The organism is Streptomyces sp. cg35 (assembly GCF_050410835.1).
Lineage (GTDB): Bacteria > Actinomycetota > Actinomycetes > Streptomycetales > Streptomycetaceae > Streptomyces.
This window is the reverse complement of record NZ_CP191268.1, coordinates 3,763,046-3,779,915: the sequence shown is the minus strand read 5'-3', so window position 1 is coordinate 3,779,915 and position 16,870 is coordinate 3,763,046. Positions and strand designations below refer to the sequence as shown.

Below are 16,870 nucleotides of genomic sequence, written 5' to 3'. Positions count from 1 at the left end.
GAGGCGACCCTGAGTAGGCCTCCACCAAGGGGTGGACCTCCCCTAGGGGGACCTCCGTACAACGGACCGGGGGCGGTTCCTCCCCCTGGAGGACGAGGGGTGCGGGGGGTTCTTCCTACCTTCGAGGGGTGGGGTTTTCCCCCGGGAAAGACGGTGACTTCCACCAGCGCGCCCGGGGCCCCGCATCACCAGACTTGAACGCGCAGCGCGGACAGCTGTGGATCCGCGTGACCGACATAGGAGAATGACCGTGACATCGGCTGTGACCATTCCCAGGACCGGGGGCACTGGAGAGCGTTCGGCCGTTGCCGCGCGGGCGCGGCAGGTCGTGAAGGCGTACGGGTCGGGGGAGACCCGCGTCGTCGCGCTCGACCAGGTCGACGTGGACATCGTCCGCGGGCAGTTCACCGCGATCATGGGCCCGTCGGGCTCCGGCAAGTCGACGCTCATGCACTGCCTCGCCGGGCTCGACACCGTGACCTCCGGCCAGATCCACCTGGACGAGACCGAGATCACCGGCCTCAAGGACAAGAAGCTCACGCAACTGCGCCGGGACCGGATCGGGTTCATCTTCCAGGCGTTCAACCTGCTGCCGACCCTGAACGCCCTGGAGAACATCACGCTCCCGATGGACATCGCGGGGCGCAAGCCGGACCGGGCGTGGCTGAACCAGGTCGTGGAGACCGTCGGTCTCGCCGGACGGCTCAAGCACCGGCCCACCCAGCTCTCCGGCGGACAGCAGCAGCGCGTCGCCGTGGCACGCGCGCTGGCCGCCCGGCCCGAGATCATCTTCGGTGACGAGCCGACCGGCAACCTCGACTCCCGCGCGGGCGCGGAGGTCCTCGGCTTCCTGCGCCGTTCCGTCGACGAGCTCGGCCAGACGATCGTCATGGTCACGCACGACCCGGTCGCCGCCTCGTACGCCGACCGCGTCCTGTACCTGGCCGACGGCCGCATCGTCGACGAGATGCTCCGGCCGACCGCCGACGCCGTCCTGGACCGGATGAAGCACTTCGACTCGCGGGGCCGCACGTCATGAGCGCCAACACCGTCATGAAGACGTCCCTGCGCAACTTCTTCGCGCACAAGGGCCGCATGGCCCTCTCCGCGGTCGCCGTGCTGCTGTCCGTCGCGTTCGTCTGCGGGACGCTCGTGTTCACCGACACGATGGACAAGACCTTCGACAAGCTCTTCACGGCCACCGCCTCCGACGTCACGGTCTCGCCCAAGGACTCCGAGGCCGAGGGCAGCGCGACCGGACGGCCCGAGTCGCTGCCCGCGTCCACCCTGGACACCGTCCGCACGGCCGCAGGCGTCAAGTCGGCCGAGGGCGCGGTCAGTTCGATGAACGTGACCGTCGTGAACGCCGACAACAAGAACATGGGCTCCGAGAACGGTGCCCCGACCATCGCCGGCAACTGGACCAAGAACGACCTCCGCTCCATGGAGATCATCTCGGGCCACGCGCCGCGCGGCCCGACCGAGGTGATGGTCGACTCCGACACGGCGAAGAAGCACCACCTGAAGAGGGGCGACGAGCTGCGCACGATCGCCGCCACCGGTGACTTCAAGGCGAAGATCGTCGGCATCGCCGCCTTCAAGGTCACCAACCCGGGCGCGGCCGTCATCTACCTCGACACCGCGACCGCCCAGCGCGAACTCATCGGCAGGACAGGGCAGTTCACGCAGATCAACGTCGCCGCCGCCAGTGGCGTCAGCGACGCGCAGCTCAAGCGGAACGTCGCCGACACCCTCGGTACCCCGTACAAGATCCAGACGCAGCAGGAGGCCGCGGACGCCAACGCCGCCGACGTCGGCTCCTTCATGGACGTCATCAAGTACGCGCTGCTCGGCTTCGCCGGGATCGCCTTCCTCGTCGGCATCTTCCTGATCATCAACACGTTCTCGATGCTCGTCGCGCAGCGCACCCGCGAGATCGGCCTGATGCGGGCGATCGGCTCCTCGCGCAAGCAGGTCAACCGCTCCGTCCTCGTCGAGGCCCTGCTGCTCGGCGTCGTCGGCTCCGTCGTCGGCGTGGCCGCCGGGGTCGGGCTCGCGATCGGCCTGATGAAGATGATGTCGGCCGCGGGCATGGACCTGTCCACCGACGACCTCACCGTGAAGTGGACGACGCCCGCGATCGGCCTGCTCCTCGGCATCGTCGTCACCGTCCTCGCCGCGTATCTGCCCGCACGACGGGCCGGCAAGGTCTCCCCGATGGCCGCCCTGCGCGACGCGGGCACCCCCGCCGACGTCAAGGCGGGTGCCGTCCGCGCCGCCATCGGCACCGTCCTCACGGCGGGCGGCGGCTACGCGCTCTACCTCGCCGCGCAGGCCGACAAGGCGAGCGAGGGCTCGCTGTGGCTGGGCGCCGGGATCGTCGGCTCGCTCATCGGGTTCGTGGTGATCGGGCCGCTGCTCGCGGGCGTCGTGGTGCGCGTCATCAGCGCCGTCCTGCTCCGCTTCTTCGGACCGGTCGGGCGGATGGCCGAGCGCAACGCACTGCGCAACCCGCGCCGCACCGGCGCCACCGGCGCGGCCCTGATGATCGGCCTCGCGCTCGTCGCCTGCCTGTCCGTCGTCGGCGCCTCGATGGTCGCCTCGGCCACCGACCAGCTCGACAAGTCGGTCGGCGCGGACTTCATCGTCGAGCCCGGCAACGGCGCCATCACGCCGCAGGCCGCCGCCGCCCTGAAGAAGGTCACGGCGACCGGGGACGTCGAGCACGTCACCGAGGTCAAGTACGTCAAGACGACGCTGACCACGCCCGACGGCGAGAAGGAGGAGGAAGAACTGGTCGCGGCCAGCCCGTCCTACGCCCAGGACCTGCGGCGCGAGGCCACCTCCGGCGAGCTGACGGCGGCGTACGGGAAGAACGCCATGTCGGTCGGCTCCGAGTTCGCCGAGAAGCACGGCCTCAATGTCGGCGACACGATGACCGTCGCCTTCGACCACGGGCGGACCGCGAAGCTGAAGCTCGCGGCGATCACGTCCGACGACACCGTGTTCGACAAGGGCGCGATGTACACCGACATCGCGACCGCGACCCGGTACCTGCCGAAGGACCGCGTCCCGCTGAACGGCATGATGTTCGCCAAGGCCGCCGACGGGAAGGCCGACCAGGCGTACGCGGCGCTCAAGAAGTCCGTCGCCGCCGACCCGACCGTCAAGGTCAAGGACCAGACCGACTACAAACAGACCCTCAAGGACCAGATCGGCCAGCTCCTCAACATGATCTACGGGCTGCTCGCCCTCGCGATCATCGTGGCCGTCCTCGGCGTGGTGAACACCCTGGCCCTGTCGGTGGTCGAGCGGACCCGGGAGATCGGCCTGATGCGTGCCATCGGCCTCTCGCGCCGCCAGCTGCGCCGCATGATCCGCCTGGAGTCCGTGGTCATCGCCCTCTTCGGCGCCCTGCTCGGCCTGGGGCTCGGGATGGGCTGGGGCGCGACGGCCCAGAAGCTGCTGGCCCTGGAAGGCCTGGGCGTCCTGGAGATCCCGTGGCCGACGATCATCTCGGTCTTCGTCGCCTCGGCCTTCGTGGGCCTGTTCGCGGCGCTGATCCCGGCGTTCCGGGCCGGGCGGATGAACGTGCTGAACGCGATCGCGACGGAATGACGCGATTCTCACCCGGGGGACGGCTCCCGACGCACACACCGTGCGTCGGGAGCCGTTTTTCCGTCCCGCAGATTCGTTCTGCCGGAGAAAACCCCTGCTGACGGGAAACCGCCCGTTTTTCGGACATGCGCAATTAGTAGCCATATTTCAATTCTTCTGGCCTGTCGGGGCGTTCAGGCCCTAACGTCTGACATGGAGGGGGCGAACGCCCAAGGGCGTTCAACGTTCATGTAATTCAGGGGGGTTGAGGGGGAGTGCTCTCGTCTTCGGCCGCGGTCGACCGCGCCGCCGACAACGTCGGCCTCGAGCTGCGGGAATCCGGGGGAACGAGAGCACGCGCAGCGGACGAGCCGAGAGCGGACCGGCGCTGAGCCGTCGCTTTCGCGTCCGCACCAGCACTTCTTCTTTCTGTGCTCGCGGGCCGGTTCTCTCCGGTCCTCACCGGTTCTGCTCGGCCCTTTCCGGCCGGCCGTGAGCGCATTCCCTGTGACGTTTCCGCATGCGGGTGCCAGGGGGCACCCGCATCCGACCGGGAGACGAACTCACTATGTCAAGGATCTTCATCGTCGGTTCCGGCGTCGTCGGCACCGCCACCGGAAAGGGACTGCTTCGTGCCGGGCACGAAGTGACCTTCGTCGACATCGCACGCCAGCGCCTGGACCAGCTGCGTTCCGAGGGACTCGACGCCCATGAGGCGCTCGACCTGCGGGGGGCGCCCGAAGCGTTCATCTTCCTCACCCTGCCCACGCCGAGCACGGGGCACGGCTACGACCTGTCCGCCTTCGAGGACGGCACCGCCTCGGTGGGCCGCGCCCTGGCCGACGCCACCGCGTCCCACGTCGTCGTCGTCCGCTCGACCGTGCCGCCCGGCACCGCCGAGGGCCTGGTGAAACCGCTCCTGGAGAAGTACTCCGGCCGCACGCTCGGCGAGGACTTCACCCTCGCCGGCAACCCCGAGTTCCTGCGCGCCGCCTCCGCCGTCGAGGACTTCCGCCACCCGTGGATGACGGTGATCGCCTCCCGCAGCGCGCGCACCCGGGAGCGGCTCGCCGCGCTGCTGGCCCCCTTCGGCGGGGAGACCCGCTTCTTCACCGACCCGGCCGAGGCCGAGTTCGTGAAGTGCGCCCACAACATCTACAACGCCACGAAGATCAGCTTCTGGAACGAGATGTGGCTGGTCAGCCAGTCCCTCGGCCTCGATCTGGACCCGATCGCGCAGACCGTGGCCCGCTCCGCCGAGGCGTCCTACAACCCGTACTACGGCATCCGCGGCGGCAGCCCGTACGGCGGTGTCTGCCTGCCCAAGGACACCCGCGGGTTCCTCGGCCTCGCCGATGCGATCGGGGTGGACATGCCGCTGCTCTCGGCGGTCGTCAAGGTCAACGAGACGCTCGCCGGGCAGACCGGGGAGGCCGACGCACTGGCCGCCTCCGGCGCCGGCCGGCCCTGACGGCCCCCGCGCGGGCATGCCCACGCTCACCGCAGGTACGGCCACGAGGACGGACCGACCATGAGCAGATTCTTCGAAAGCGCCTTCGGCGACCTCCGCTACTACCTCGTCTACCTGCCGCTGGGCCTGATCGGCCTGGTCCGCTGGGCCTCCTGGCTGGTGCGGCGGATCCCGGCGGCCCTGTACCGGCCGGCGCGGGGCGGCTTTCGCGCCTCGCTGGGCGTCGTCGTCCCCGTCTACCAGGAGGACCCGGAGATCCTGGGCCTCGCCATCGAGTCCTGGCTGGCGAACGAGGTCGACGAAGTGGTCCTCGTCATCGACGTCACCGACGACGTCTGCCGCCGGGTCGCGGAGCGCTACCCGGTCACCGTCGTCGTCACCGACGTCCCCGGCAAGCGTGACGCCCTGCGCCGGGGCTGGGAGGTCTGCAGATCGGAGCTGGTCGCGCTGGTCGACTCCGACACGATCTGGGCCGAGGACGTGGCGGCCGAGGTCCGCAAGCCGTTCGCCGACCCGCGCGTCGGCGGCGTCGGCACCCGGCAGAACGTCTACAACCCGCGCGGCTTCCTGCAGCGGGTCAACGACATGTTCCTGGACTACCGGTACTTCGACGAGAACGCGGCGCAGACCGTGCTGGGCCGCGCGGTCTCCTGCCTGTCGGGACGTACCGCCGTCTACCGCCGGGCCCTGCTCCTGGAGGTGTCCGACGACTTCATGAGCGAGACGTTCATGGGGGTGCCGTGCATGTCCGGCGACGACAAGCGCCTGACCACGCTGATCCTGGAGCGCGGGCACCGCACCTACATGCAGCGCTCCGCCCGGGTCTGGTCGACGTTCCCGGGCAGCCTGCGGGTCTTCTGCAAGCAGCGGCTGCGCTGGGCCCGCAACACCTGGCGCTCCGATCTCAGAGCGCTGTCCCGCCGCTGGGTCTGGCGGCACCCGTTCCTCGCCTACACCATGATCGACAAAGGCGTCAGCAGCTTCACCCTGCTGCTGTCGCCGTGCTTCATGACGTACGCGATCGTCCGCCAGGACTGGTTCTTCGTCGCCTGTCTGGCCGCCTGGTGGTGGGTCAGCCGGTCGATGAAGATGCTGCCGCACCTCGTGCGGCGGCCCACGTCGGTCCTCCTGGTCCCCGGATTCGTGGTGATGTCGTTCCTGATGGCCGTGATCAAGATCTGCGCCCTGGCCACCGTCCGCCGGCAGCGCTGGCTCACCCGGCAGGTCTCGGTGGAGAACGGTGTCGTGGTCCGCACGGCTCCGGCCCTCGAACCGGCCGAGCCGTCCTCCGGGGCGGAGGCGGCCGCCTGATGCCCGGATCCGTCCGCCCCCGTACCGGCCGCGCAGGCGCGGCCGTGCGGGGTGCGGTGCTCGGGGCCGTGGCCGCCGCCCTGCTGACGGTTCAGGCGGTGGCGGTTCCGGCCGCGACACCGCCGGGGCCGGGGGCTGCCGCCGCGACCGCACCGCCGCCCGCGGAGACGTCGCCTCCGACGGAGCCGACGTCGGCTCCGTCGGAGGCGACGTCCCCGCCTGCGGAACCGACCTCGGCTCCGGAGCCTCCGACTTCGCCACCGGTGGAACCGACCTCGCCTCCGGTGGAACCGACCTCGCCTCCGCCGGAGCCGACCTTGCCTCCGCCGGAGCCGACCTCGGCTCCACCCGAACCGACGTCGGCTCCGCCGGTTCCCACGTCGGCTCCTGCGGTTCCGACCTCGCCTCCGGTGAAACCGACCTCGCCTCCGGCTGCCCCGACGTCGGCTCCGGCGCCCCCGACCTCGGCCCCGGAACCGGCGCCTCCGACCCTGGCCCCGACGCTGCCTCCGACCCTGGCCCCGACACTGCCTCCGACCCTGCCCCCGGCGGAACCGGCCCCGGACCGTGTCTCGCAGCCCGGTGCCCGGTCGGACCGTGACCCGGACGTCGCGGCCTGGCGGCGCAACGGCAGGCCGGACCGGCTGATCGTGCTGCGGCCCGGCACCGTCGCCCTGGTCCGGCACGGGAAGGTGGTGCGCCGGCTGTATCCGGGCCCCGGCACCGTCACCCCCGGCTGGCTCTCGGCGAACGCCGGGCGCGGCTGGGTCACGTACGAACCGGGCAGGCGCCCCACGATGCGGGTGCTCTCGGCGATCCTGCTCGCGCCGGGCAGCGCCCTGCAGATCGGACCCGCCGACGGCACCGTCCTGCTGACCGCCGGACGGACCGCCGCCGCCGGCACCTGGATCAAGGGCTCCCGCGCCGTCCTCGACCTGGAAGGCGCCACGCTCCGCTCGGTGGCCGCGGGCACCGGCGGCGGTCCGGCGGCGGACTCCACCGCCGGGCGGCCGTACCTCGCGATGGGCGCGGGCGGCCGGATGGACGTCGTGCGCTCGACCGTCACCGGGTTCGGCCGCCCCGGCGCCGCCCCGGGCGGGGAGTCCGGAGTCACCTGGGGCCGGGGCAGCACCGGCCGCGCGGTCGCCTCGACGTTCCGCGGCAACCGGACCGGGCTGCGTCTGACCGGCGCCCACGGCGTCCGGCTCGACCGGGTCACCGTGGCGGGGTCGGCCGAGGACGGCGTCGTCCTGAACGGGGACCGCGGCACCACGGTGCGCCGGCTGTCCGCCGGGACCAGCCGGCGGCACGGCGTCGTCGTGGGCGGGACCGACGGCCGCGTGCTGGCCGACGTCACCACCACCGCCAACCGGGGCGCGGGCATCCGGGCCACGCCCCAGCGCCGCCTCACCCTGACCGATCCGGTCTCGTACGGCGACGAGGGCGGCGGCATCCGGCTGATGTCCTGCGCCTCCTGCACCGTACGGCGGCCCGTGGTGCGCGTGACGCCGACCGCGCTCGCCGTGCTCGGCGCGGGTTCCCGGGTGACGGTGAGCAGGCCGGACCTGGCCGGCGACGGCAGCGGTACGGGGATGTCGCTGGCCGCGGGCATCGGCGGCGTGACCGTCCGCGGCGGCGAGGTGACCGCTTTCGCACGCGGCATCGAGGTTGCCGGATCGCAGGTCCTCGTCGACGGCACCGTCCTGCGCGACTCCGTCACCGGAGTCGCCGTCCGCGGCGAGGCCGGGCAGGTCGCGCTGCGCGACCTGGACATCCGTGCGCGGCAGTTCGGGATCACCGCCTCCGGGACCACCCGCGGCGTGTCCCTGTCCGGGGTGCGGATCGGCGGCGCGTCCCGCAAGGGCCTGTCCTCCGCGTCCCCGGGCCTGCGGGTCAGCGGCACCTCGGTCACCGGCGCGCTCACCGCCGTCGACCTGCGCGGGCCGGCCAGCCTGGACCGGCTCACCGTCGGCGGGGCCCGCCGCGGGGTGCACCTCGCCCCACGGACGCGGGTGACCGCCGTCGGCCTGGACGTGCTGGCGCGGCGCAAGGGCGTCGACGCCGAGGCGGGCGCCCGGCTCGACCTGACCGACTCCCGGGTGCGGGCGCCCGTCGCGCTCGCCGGGGACGGCGCGGTGCACCGGCACGGTGCCACCGAGGTCAGCCTGCCGCCCTTCCCCTGGCTCGGCCTCGCGGCGCTGGTCGCACTCGGTCTCGCGGCCCTGCTGCAGACCGTCCACCAGGTCCGGCACCGCAGGACCGCGCCGCCGAAGGTCGCACGCCACGTCCGCAACACGGCGTGACGCGGTGCGCAGCGAGCCAAGGAGGAAGAGCCATGCGCAGGCGCCAGTTCATGGTGGCGGGAGCCGCCGCGGCCGGGGCGGTCCTCGTCGGCTGTTCCTCCGGCTCGAAGCACGACGAGGACGACGACGCGGACGACCGCACACCGTCGCCCGGTACGCCGTCGCCCGGCACCCCGTCGGGCCCGCGGCCCACCGGCGGCCCGGGCGCCGTGGCCGGGTTCTTCGGCGCGCAGGTCAGCGCCCGCCGCGCCGGTTCGTTCGGCCTCGACCGCGCCGAGCTGCTGCCCGGCGGCGGCCCGGGGCCCGGGCCGGTGCTGCGGGTGCGCTACCCGGCCGGCTCGGCCAGCCCGACGGTGGCGCGCACCTACGACCGGCCCGAGGGCGGCACCCAGCTCTACCTGCCGCTGCGCACCGGGCCGGTCGACCGGCTGCACCTGCGGTACTGCCTGCGCTTCCCCGCGGGCTTCGACTTCGTGAAAGGAGGCAAACTGCCCGGCCTGTACGGCGGGACGGCCACCAGCGGCGGCCGCATCCCCGACGGCGCCGACGGGCTGTCCACCCGCTACATGTGGCGCTCCGGCGGCCGCGGCGAGGTGTACGCGTACCTGCCCACCTCGAAGGTGCACGGCACCTCGCTGGGCCGCGGCTCCTGGTCCTGGCCGGTCGGCCGCTGGGCGTGCGTGGAACAGGCCGTGACACTCAACCGGTCCGGGCACTCCGACGGCTCGGTGACCGTCCACGTCGACGGCCGCCGGGTGCTGCACAGCGACGGCCTGGTGTTCCGGACCACCGACGAGCTGCGCATCGCGGGCGTCTTCTTCTCGACGTTCTTCGGCGGCGGCGACCCCAGCTGGGCCACTCCGCGCACGCAGTACGCCGACTTCGCCGCGTTCGCCGTGGCCAACCGCGCCCTCGGCCCGCCGCCCGGCACGGGGCGCTGAACCGGGGGAACGGGCGCCGGTCGGCGGGTGTCGGCGGGGCGACGTAGTCTGGAAACCCCGGCCCGTGAGACGTGCCGGGCCGTTTGCGTTGCCCACCCCCCTGGACCGGGAAGGCCAAGGCCCCCATGAGTCTGTACGGACTGCTCGACGCCGTCGTCAAGGACGCGGCCCTCACCGAAGCGGTGAAGGCCGCCGGCGACGGCAACCGGATGCACATCGACCTGGTGGGCCCGCCCGCGTCCCGCCCCTTCACCGTGGCCGCCCTCGCCCGCGAGGCGAAGCGTCCCGTGCTGGCGGTCACCGCCACCGGACGCGAGGCCGAGGACCTGGCCGCGGCGCTGCGCTCGCTGCTGCCGCCGGACGGCGTCGTCGAGTACCCGTCGTGGGAGACGCTGCCGCACGAGCGGCTCTCCCCGCGCTCGGACACCGTGGGCCGCCGCCTCGCCGTACTGCGCCGCCTCGCGCACCCGCGCCCCGACGACCCCGAGACCGGCCCGGTGTCGGTCGTCGTCGCGCCTGTGCGCTCGGTGCTGCAGCCGCAGGTCAAGGGGCTCGGTGACCTGGAGCCGGTCGCGCTGCGCAGCGGGCAGAGCGCCGATCTGGGCGAGACCGTCGAGGCGCTGGCCGCGGCCGCGTACGCCCGGGTCGAACTGGTCGAGAAGCGCGGCGAGTTCGCCGTCCGCGGCGGCATCCTGGACGTCTTCCCGCCGACCGAGGAACACCCGCTGCGCGTCGAGTTCTGGGGCGACGACGTCGAGGAGATCCGCTACTTCAAGGTCGCCGACCAGCGGTCCCTGGAGATCGCCGAGCACGGACTGTGGGCGCCGCCCTGCCGGGAGCTGCTGCTCACCGACGACGTACGCGCGAGAGCGGCCGAGCTCGCCGAGCAGCACCCCGAGCTGGGCGAGCTCCTCGGCAAGATCGCCGAAGGGATCGCGGTCGAGGGCATGGAGTCCCTCGCGCCCGTCCTCGTCGACGACATGGAACTGCTCCTCGACGTGCTGCCCGCCGGGTCCATGGCCGTGGTCTGCGACCCCGAGCGGGTGCGCACCCGGGCCGCCGACCTCGTCGCCACCTCCCAGGAGTTCCTCCAGGCGTCCTGGGCGGCGTCGGCGACCGGCGGTGACGCCCCCATCGACGTGGGCGCCGCCTCGCTCTGGTCCATCGCGGACGTCCGGGACCGGGCGCGCGAGCTCGGGATGATGTGGTGGTCGGTGTCGCCGTTCGCGGCGGACGCCGCCGGCTCGGACACGGACACGCTCCAGCTCGGCATGCACGCCCCCGAGACGTACCGCGGCGACACCGCCAAGGCGCTGGCCGACACCAAGGGCTGGCTGCAGGACGGCTGGCGCACCGTCTACGTCACCGAGGGGCACGGCCCCGCGAGCCGCACCGTCGAGGTACTCGGCGGCGAGGGCATCGCGGCCCGCCTCGACAAGGACCTCGCCGAACTGGCCCCGGCCGTGGTGCAGGTGGCCTGCGGCAGCCTCGAAGTCGGCTTCGTCCACCCCGAGCTGAAGGTCGCCGTCCTCACCGAGACCGACCTGACGGGCCAGCGGACCGCCGGCAAGGACGGGCAGCGGATGCCCGCCCGGCGCCGCAAGACCATCGACCCGCTCACCCTCGAATCGGGCGACTACATCGTGCACGAGCAGCACGGTGTCGGCCGCTACATCGAGATGGTGCAGCGCACGGTCCAGGGCGCGACCCGCGAGTACCTCGTCGTCGAGTACGCGCCCGCCAAGCGCGGCCAGCCCGGCGACCGGCTCTACATCCCCACGGACCAGCTGGAGCAGATCACCAAGTACGTCGGCGGCGAGGCCCCGACGCTGCACCGGCTCGGCGGCGCCGACTGGACCAAGACGAAGGCGCGCGCCAAGAAGGCGGTCAAGGAGATCGCCGCCGACCTGATCAAGCTGTACTCGGCGCGCATGGCGGCGCCGGGCCACGCGTTCGGCCCGGACACCCCCTGGCAGCGGGAGCTGGAGGACGCGTTCCCGTACGCGGAGACGCCCGACCAGCTGACCACCATCGCCGAGGTCAAGGACGACATGGAGAAGACGGTCCCGATGGACCGCCTCATCTGTGGTGACGTGGGCTACGGCAAGACCGAGATCGCGGTGCGCGCCGCGTTCAAGGCGGTCCAGGACGGCAAGCAGGTCGCCGTCCTCGTCCCGACGACGCTCCTCGTGCAGCAGCACTTCGGCACGTTCTCCGAGCGGTACTCCCAATTCCCGGTCAGCGTGAAGGCGTTGAGCCGCTTCCAGACGGAGACGGAGTCCAAGGCGACCCTGGAGGGGCTGCGCGACGGCTCCGTCGACATCGTCATCGGCACGCACCGGCTCTTCTCCTCCGAGACCAAGTTCAAGGACCTCGGCCTCGTCATCGTCGACGAGGAGCAGCGGTTCGGCGTCGAGCACAAGGAGCAGCTGAAGAAGCTGCGGGCCAACGTCGACGTGCTCACCATGTCCGCGACCCCCATCCCCCGTACGCTCGAAATGGCGGTCACCGGCATCCGCGAGATGTCGACGATCACCACGCCGCCCGAGGAGCGCCACCCGGTGCTCACCTTCGTCGGCCCGTACGAGGAGAAGCAGATCGGCGCGGCCGTCCGCCGCGAACTGCTGCGCGAGGGCCAGGTCTTCTACATCCACAACCGCGTCGAGTCCATCGACCGGGCGGCGGCCAGGCTCCGCGACATCGTCCCGGAGGCGCGCATCGCGACGGCCCACGGCCAGATGTCCGAACAGGCCCTGGAGCAGGTCGTGGTGGACTTCTGGGAGAAGAAGTTCGACGTGCTCGTCTCGACGACGATCGTCGAGTCCGGCATCGACATCTCGAACGCGAACACGCTGATCGTGGAGCGCGGCGACAACTTCGGCCTGAGCCAGCTCCACCAGCTGCGCGGCCGCGTCGGCCGAGGCCGCGAGCGCGGCTACGCCTACTTCCTGTACCCGCCGGAGAAGCCGCTCACGGAGACGGCGCACGAGCGCCTCGCGACGATCGCCCAGCACACGGAGATGGGCGCGGGCATGTACGTCGCGATGAAGGACCTGGAGATCCGCGGCGCGGGCAACCTGCTCGGCGGCGAACAGTCGGGTCACATCGCGGGCGTCGGCTTCGACCTCTACGTCCGCATGGTCGGCGAGGCGGTGGCGGACTACCGCGCCTCGCTCGAAGGCGGCGTCGAGGAGGAGCCGCCGCTGGAGGTCAAGATCGAGCTGCCGGTCGACGCGCACGTCCCGCACGACTACGCGCCCGGCGAGCGGCTCCGGCTCCAGGCCTACCGCGCCATCGCCTCCGCGAACACCGAGGAGGACGTCAAGCAGGTCCGCGAGGAACTCGTCGACCGCTACGGCAAGCTGCCCGAGCCGGTCGAGAACCTGCTGCTCGTCGCGGGTCTGCGCATGCTGTCGCGGGCGTGCGGGGTGGGCGAGATCGTGCTCCAGGGCGCCAACATCCGCTTCGCCCCGGTGGAGTTGAGGGAGTCGCAGGAACTGCGGCTCAAGCGGCTCTACCCCGGCACGGTGATCAAGGCGGCCACGCACCAGATCCTGGTCCCGCGCCCGAAGACGGCGAAGGTGGGCGGCAAGCCGTTGGTCGGGCGGGAACTGCTGGCCTGGGTCGGCGAGTTCCTGGCGTCGATCCTGGGGTCGTAGCGAGTTTGGGGTCGTAGTGAGCTGAAGCGGCGAGGGGCCGAGGTCACGGGGCTCTGCCCCGGACCCCGCTCCTCGATCGCCGCAGGGGCTTGTGCGTTCCGGTGGCGTTCATGGTGTCCGTACGGGGATCCTCTGACCGGCCATTCCGAGCACGCCGACAGGGGAGGGGCACCACCATGTCCGACGCCAGGGTCCGCCAGATGTGGCACCTGCTGGAACCGCTGCACGCCGTGCTCTACTACGCGCCCGAGGTCTTCGAGGAGGCCGCCGCGCTCGGCTACGAGGTGGGGGAGCGGTGGCCGAGCTACTTCGCCTGGCGGTCCGCCCCGCTGGGCGCGCCCGGCGCCCGGCGCGTCACGTCCGCGTTCTACAGCTTCAGCCCGGACAGGGTCGCCGAGCACGTCCCGGGCGCCTGGAAGGTGGCCTCGCCCGAGGACGTCCTGGCCGGGCGGCTGCGCGGCATCGACCGGGCCTACCGGGCGCTCTTCGGCGACGTGCTCGACACCCCCGAGGTGATGCGGGCCGCCGCGCTCGCCCGGCGCGCCGCCGAGGCCGTGAACACCGAGGGCCGCCCGCTCGCCGCCGCGAACGCCGAACTGCCCTGGCCCGACGCCCCGCACCTCGTCCTGTGGCAGGCGGCGACCGTGCTGCGCGAGCACCGCGGCGACGGGCACCTCGCCGCGCTGCTCACCGCGGAACTCGACCCGGCCGAGGCGCTCGTCTCCTTCGCGGCGATCGGCGCCGCCCCCACCGAGACCTTCGCCGGCCGTGGCTGGGCCGACGAGGACTGGCACGCGGCACGCCAACGGCTCGCCGGGCGTGGCCTGTTGGACGAGAAGGGGGCGGCCACCGAGGCCGGACGCGCCCTGCGCGCGGAGGTCGAGTCCCGCACGGACGCGTTCGCGGCGCGCCCCTGGCGCGCCGTCGGCTCCGAGGCGACCGCCGAACTCGCCGAGTTGCTCGGCCCGTTGTGGGTAACTGTGCTGGGATCGGGGCTGCTGCCGTCGGTGACGACCCTGGGGATCGGCAAGGTGTGATCTTGTCTCAGGTACGGTGAGCTGGGTCGAAATCGAACAAAAGGGGAGGTAGCTCCGTGCTGCGAGGCGCTGGGCGGGGAGCGGCCGTCGTGCTGATGGCCGCCGTGGCCGTCACCGGATGCAAGGCCGAGACGGACAAGGCGGGCGGTGAGGCGGGGCCCGAGCCGCAGGGCAAGTCGGGCAGCGCGCTGGCCGCCGTCGACGGGCTGACCGTCAAGGGCCGCGCGCCCAAGACCGGTTATGCGAGGGAACGGTTCGGCAGCGCCTGGGCCGACACCGACTCCAACGGCTGCGACACCCGCGACGACATCCTCAAGCGGGACCTGAAGTCCGTCCGCTTCTCGGACGGGGACTGCAAGGTCACCGCCGGCTCGCTCACCCCGGACCCGTACGGCGGCAAGGACATCACCTTCACCCGCGGGCGCAGCAAGGTGGACATCGACCATCTGGTCGCCCTGTCCGACGCCTGGCAGAAGGGCGCCTTCCGGTGGGAGCCGAGCAAGCGCATCGCGTTCGCCAACGACCCGCTGAACCTGCTCGCCGTCGACGCCACCCCCAACCGCAGCAAGGGGGACGGCGACACGGCCACCTGGCTGCCGCCCAACAAGGGCTACCGGTGCACCTACGTCGCCGGGCAGGTCGCGGTGAAGAAGAAGTACGAGGTGTGGGTGACGGCCGCCGAGCGCGACGCCATGAAGAAGGTGCTCGGCACCTGCCCGGACCAGAAGCTGCCCACCGGCGGAAATCCGACTGCGGCGCCGTCCCGTTTCCATGCACGATGACTCCATGAACGCACCGCCCGCCCCCGACCTGACCATCACCACGCTCGCCGAGCGGCCCGAACTGGCCGAGGCGATGTGGGGCATGCCGGACACCTGGCCGCTCTTCGCCGTGCAGGACCCGGTCGCCGTGCTGCTGATGCCCCGCATCCGCGACGAGCTGCCCGAGTACGTGCTCGTCGCCACCGACGCCGAAGGGGACGTGGTGGCCCGGGGCTTCAGCGTGCCGTTCGCCCTGCACGCCGAGGGGCGCGGGCAGCTGCCGGACCGGGGCTGGGACCAGGTGCTGCAGTGGTCGTTCGCCGACCGGCGAGCCGGGATCGCCCCGGACACCGTCAGCGCGATCGAGATCACCATCGTCCCGGCGATGCAGGGCAAGGGCCTGTCCGGGATGATGCTCGCGGCGATGCGGGACAACGCGCGCGGCCGCGGCTTCCGCGAGGTCGTCGCCCCCGTGCGGCCCAGCGCCAAGCACCTGGAGCCGAACGTGCCGATGAGCGAATACGCCTACCGCGTACGGGAGTCGGACGGGCTGCCGAGCGACCCGTGGCTGCGGGTGCACGCCCGCGCGGGCGCCGTCATCGACAAGGTCGCGCCGGCCTCGATGACCGTGTCCGGCTCGCTGGAGCAGTGGCGGGCGTGGACCGAGCTCCCCTTCGACACCGCCGGGCCGGTGCAGGTGCCCGGCGCGCTGGCGCCGGTGCGCTGCGAGCCGGAGAGCGACCACGCCGTGTACGTCGAGGCGAACGTGTGGATGCGGCACGCGCTGTGAGCGCGTGCCGCATCCGATGACCCCCCTCGGGACGGTTACAGCTTCAGGTCCCACTGCGTGGCGTCGTACTCGAAGCTCGGCGTGACCTCGACCGTCAGGTTCTTGGCGGCGGCCGGGGTGTCGAAGGCGTAGACGACCGTGGCCTTCTTGCCCGGCAGGATCGTGCCGTCGAAACCGGTGCCGACCTTCTCGTCGAAGACCTGCTCGGCGTCGACCCCGTCCTTGCCGGCGCGGGCGTCGGCGGTGAGCAGGGTCGAGTCGAACTTCTCCTTGCTGTCGTTGGTGACCGTGACGGTGACCTTGTACGCGTGGTTGCCCTTGGTGTGGCCCGCCGCGAACTCGCTCGGGCTGTACGCCACCGCGTTGGACACCGTCACCGTCAGGTCGTCGTCGTAGACCACGGAGTCGCCCGCTTCGAGCGCCTTGCCGGCGTCCGGCTTCTCGTCGCTCTTCTCGCCCGTGCCGCTGTCGGACGTCCCCTTGTCCTTCGCGTCGCCGGACGTCTTGGTGTCCTTGGCCTTCGTGTCCGACACCGACTTGTTGATCTCGTCCACCGCGTCGCCGACGGCCTTGAACGTGGTGTACGCGCCGAAGGCCGCGAGGCCGAGGGACAGCACCGCGAGGATCACGCCCGCCAGCGCCACGCCCTTGTTCGTGGCCTCGCCCCGCTTGGCGCGGCCGCGGCCCGTCAGCCCCAGGATCAGGGCGACCACGCCGAGGACGCCGGCCAGCCAGAACATGATCGGTATCAGACCGGACAGGGCGCCGATGATGCCGAGGATCAGCGCCGCAGTCCCCAGACCGTTGCGCGCGATCTGCTGCTGCGGTTGCTGCGGCGGCTGGAACGGCGGGTACTGGGGGTGCTGCTGGGTCTGGGACATGGATTCCTCCGTGATGAGAGACGCCAACCTCCCCCCGGCTTTCCGTGTATCCGGCGGTTGGCTGGGTTAAGCAGACCATGTTGTGTGAACCGAGTCAACCGCGTTCACGCGAAACAACG

At 72.0% G+C, this 16,870-nt stretch carries 12 protein-coding genes; 10 read left to right on the top strand and 2 right to left on the bottom strand.

Features of this window, described 5'->3' with window-relative positions:
* The first annotated feature begins 250 nt into the window (after nt 1-250).
* The 4 genes from ACQUQD_RS17110 (at nt 251) to ACQUQD_RS17095 (ending at nt 6,379) form a co-directional block, all read left to right on the top strand.
* Complete coding sequence (locus ACQUQD_RS17110; RefSeq protein ID WP_428952952.1) at nt 251-1,039, top strand: ABC transporter ATP-binding protein; 789 nt, start codon at nt 251-253, stop codon at nt 1,037-1,039.
* The gene (locus ACQUQD_RS17105) at nt 1,036-3,618 is read left to right on the top strand and encodes an ABC transporter permease (protein ID WP_428952951.1); all 2,583 of its coding nucleotides are present in this window, start codon (nt 1,036-1,038) and stop codon (nt 3,616-3,618) included. Before ACQUQD_RS17110 ends, ACQUQD_RS17105 begins: the two co-directional genes overlap by 4 nt.
* A gap of 547 nt (nt 3,619-4,165) precedes the next feature.
* Nucleotides 4,166-5,068 carry a 2-dehydropantoate 2-reductase N-terminal domain-containing protein gene (locus tag ACQUQD_RS17100; RefSeq protein ID WP_428952950.1) on the top strand — a complete coding sequence of 301 codons (903 nt, stop codon included), beginning with the start codon at nt 4,166-4,168 and terminating at the stop codon, nt 5,066-5,068.
* 60 nt (nt 5,069-5,128) lie between these two features.
* Nucleotides 5,129-6,379, top strand: coding sequence for a glycosyltransferase (locus tag ACQUQD_RS17095; RefSeq protein ID WP_428952949.1), 1,251 nt, complete (start codon nt 5,129-5,131; stop codon nt 6,377-6,379).
* A 91-nt stretch (nt 6,380-6,470) separates the two neighbouring features.
* On the opposite strand, the gene ACQUQD_RS17090 is transcribed toward ACQUQD_RS17095, so the two are convergent.
* Nucleotides 6,471-6,758 (bottom strand): hypothetical protein, encoded by a 288-nt coding sequence (locus ACQUQD_RS17090; RefSeq protein WP_428952948.1) that lies wholly within the window; start codon nt 6,756-6,758, stop codon nt 6,471-6,473.
* A 31-nt stretch (nt 6,759-6,789) separates the two neighbouring features.
* On the opposite strand from ACQUQD_RS17090, the gene ACQUQD_RS17085 reads away from it, so the two are divergent.
* From ACQUQD_RS17085 to ACQUQD_RS17060, 6 genes are all read left to right on the top strand, one after another.
* Nucleotides 6,790-8,682, top strand: a complete 1,893-nt coding sequence (locus tag ACQUQD_RS17085) for a right-handed parallel beta-helix repeat-containing protein (RefSeq protein WP_428952947.1) — start codon at nt 6,790-6,792, stop codon at nt 8,680-8,682.
* Between the two features lie 32 nt (nt 8,683-8,714).
* Entirely contained in the window at nt 8,715-9,623 is a 909-nt protein-coding gene (locus ACQUQD_RS17080) for a polysaccharide lyase (protein ID WP_428952946.1), read from the top strand.
* A gap of 125 nt (nt 9,624-9,748) precedes the next feature.
* Nucleotides 9,749-13,282, top strand: coding sequence for a transcription-repair coupling factor (gene mfd, locus ACQUQD_RS17075; protein ID WP_428952945.1), 3,534 nt, complete (start codon nt 9,749-9,751; stop codon nt 13,280-13,282).
* Between the two features lie 176 nt (nt 13,283-13,458).
* The gene (locus ACQUQD_RS17070; RefSeq protein ID WP_428952944.1) at nt 13,459-14,319 is read left to right on the top strand and encodes an SCO6745 family protein; all 861 of its coding nucleotides are present in this window, start codon (nt 13,459-13,461) and stop codon (nt 14,317-14,319) included.
* Between the two features lie 95 nt (nt 14,320-14,414).
* Complete coding sequence (locus tag ACQUQD_RS17065) at nt 14,415-15,101, top strand: HNH endonuclease family protein (protein WP_428957584.1); 687 nt, start codon at nt 14,415-14,417, stop codon at nt 15,099-15,101.
* A 4-nt stretch (nt 15,102-15,105) separates the two neighbouring features.
* Nucleotides 15,106-15,870, top strand: a complete 765-nt coding sequence (locus ACQUQD_RS17060) for an N-acetyltransferase (RefSeq protein WP_428952943.1) — start codon at nt 15,106-15,108, stop codon at nt 15,868-15,870.
* A 35-nt stretch (nt 15,871-15,905) separates the two neighbouring features.
* Here ACQUQD_RS17060 and ACQUQD_RS17055 read toward each other — a convergent pair whose 3' ends face one another.
* Entirely contained in the window at nt 15,906-16,751 is an 846-nt protein-coding gene (locus tag ACQUQD_RS17055; RefSeq protein ID WP_428952942.1) for a DUF4190 domain-containing protein, read from the bottom strand.
* Between the last annotated feature and the right edge of the window lie 119 nt (nt 16,752-16,870).

Excerpts from the sequence above, each read along its gene's own strand:
- ACQUQD_RS17105 (WP_428952951.1), top strand. The coding sequence starts at position 1,036 with ATGAGCGCCAACACCGTCATGAAGACGTCCCTGCGCAACTTCTTCGCG.
- ACQUQD_RS17100 (WP_428952950.1), top strand. The coding sequence starts at position 4,166 with ATGTCAAGGATCTTCATCGTCGGTTCCGGCGTCGTCGGCACCGCCACC.
- ACQUQD_RS17095 (WP_428952949.1), top strand. The coding sequence starts at position 5,129 with ATGAGCAGATTCTTCGAAAGCGCCTTCGGCGACCTCCGCTACTACCTC.
- ACQUQD_RS17080 (WP_428952946.1), top strand. The coding sequence starts at position 8,715 with ATGCGCAGGCGCCAGTTCATGGTGGCGGGAGCCGCCGCGGCCGGGGCG.
- mfd (WP_428952945.1), top strand. The coding sequence starts at position 9,749 with ATGAGTCTGTACGGACTGCTCGACGCCGTCGTCAAGGACGCGGCCCTC.
- ACQUQD_RS17070 (WP_428952944.1), top strand. The coding sequence starts at position 13,459 with ATGTCCGACGCCAGGGTCCGCCAGATGTGGCACCTGCTGGAACCGCTG.
- ACQUQD_RS17065 (WP_428957584.1), top strand. The coding sequence starts at position 14,415 with ATGGCCGCCGTGGCCGTCACCGGATGCAAGGCCGAGACGGACAAGGCG.
- ACQUQD_RS17060 (WP_428952943.1), top strand. The coding sequence starts at position 15,106 with ATGAACGCACCGCCCGCCCCCGACCTGACCATCACCACGCTCGCCGAG.
- ACQUQD_RS17055 (WP_428952942.1), bottom strand. The coding sequence starts at position 16,751 with ATGTCCCAGACCCAGCAGCACCCCCAGTACCCGCCGTTCCAGCCGCCG.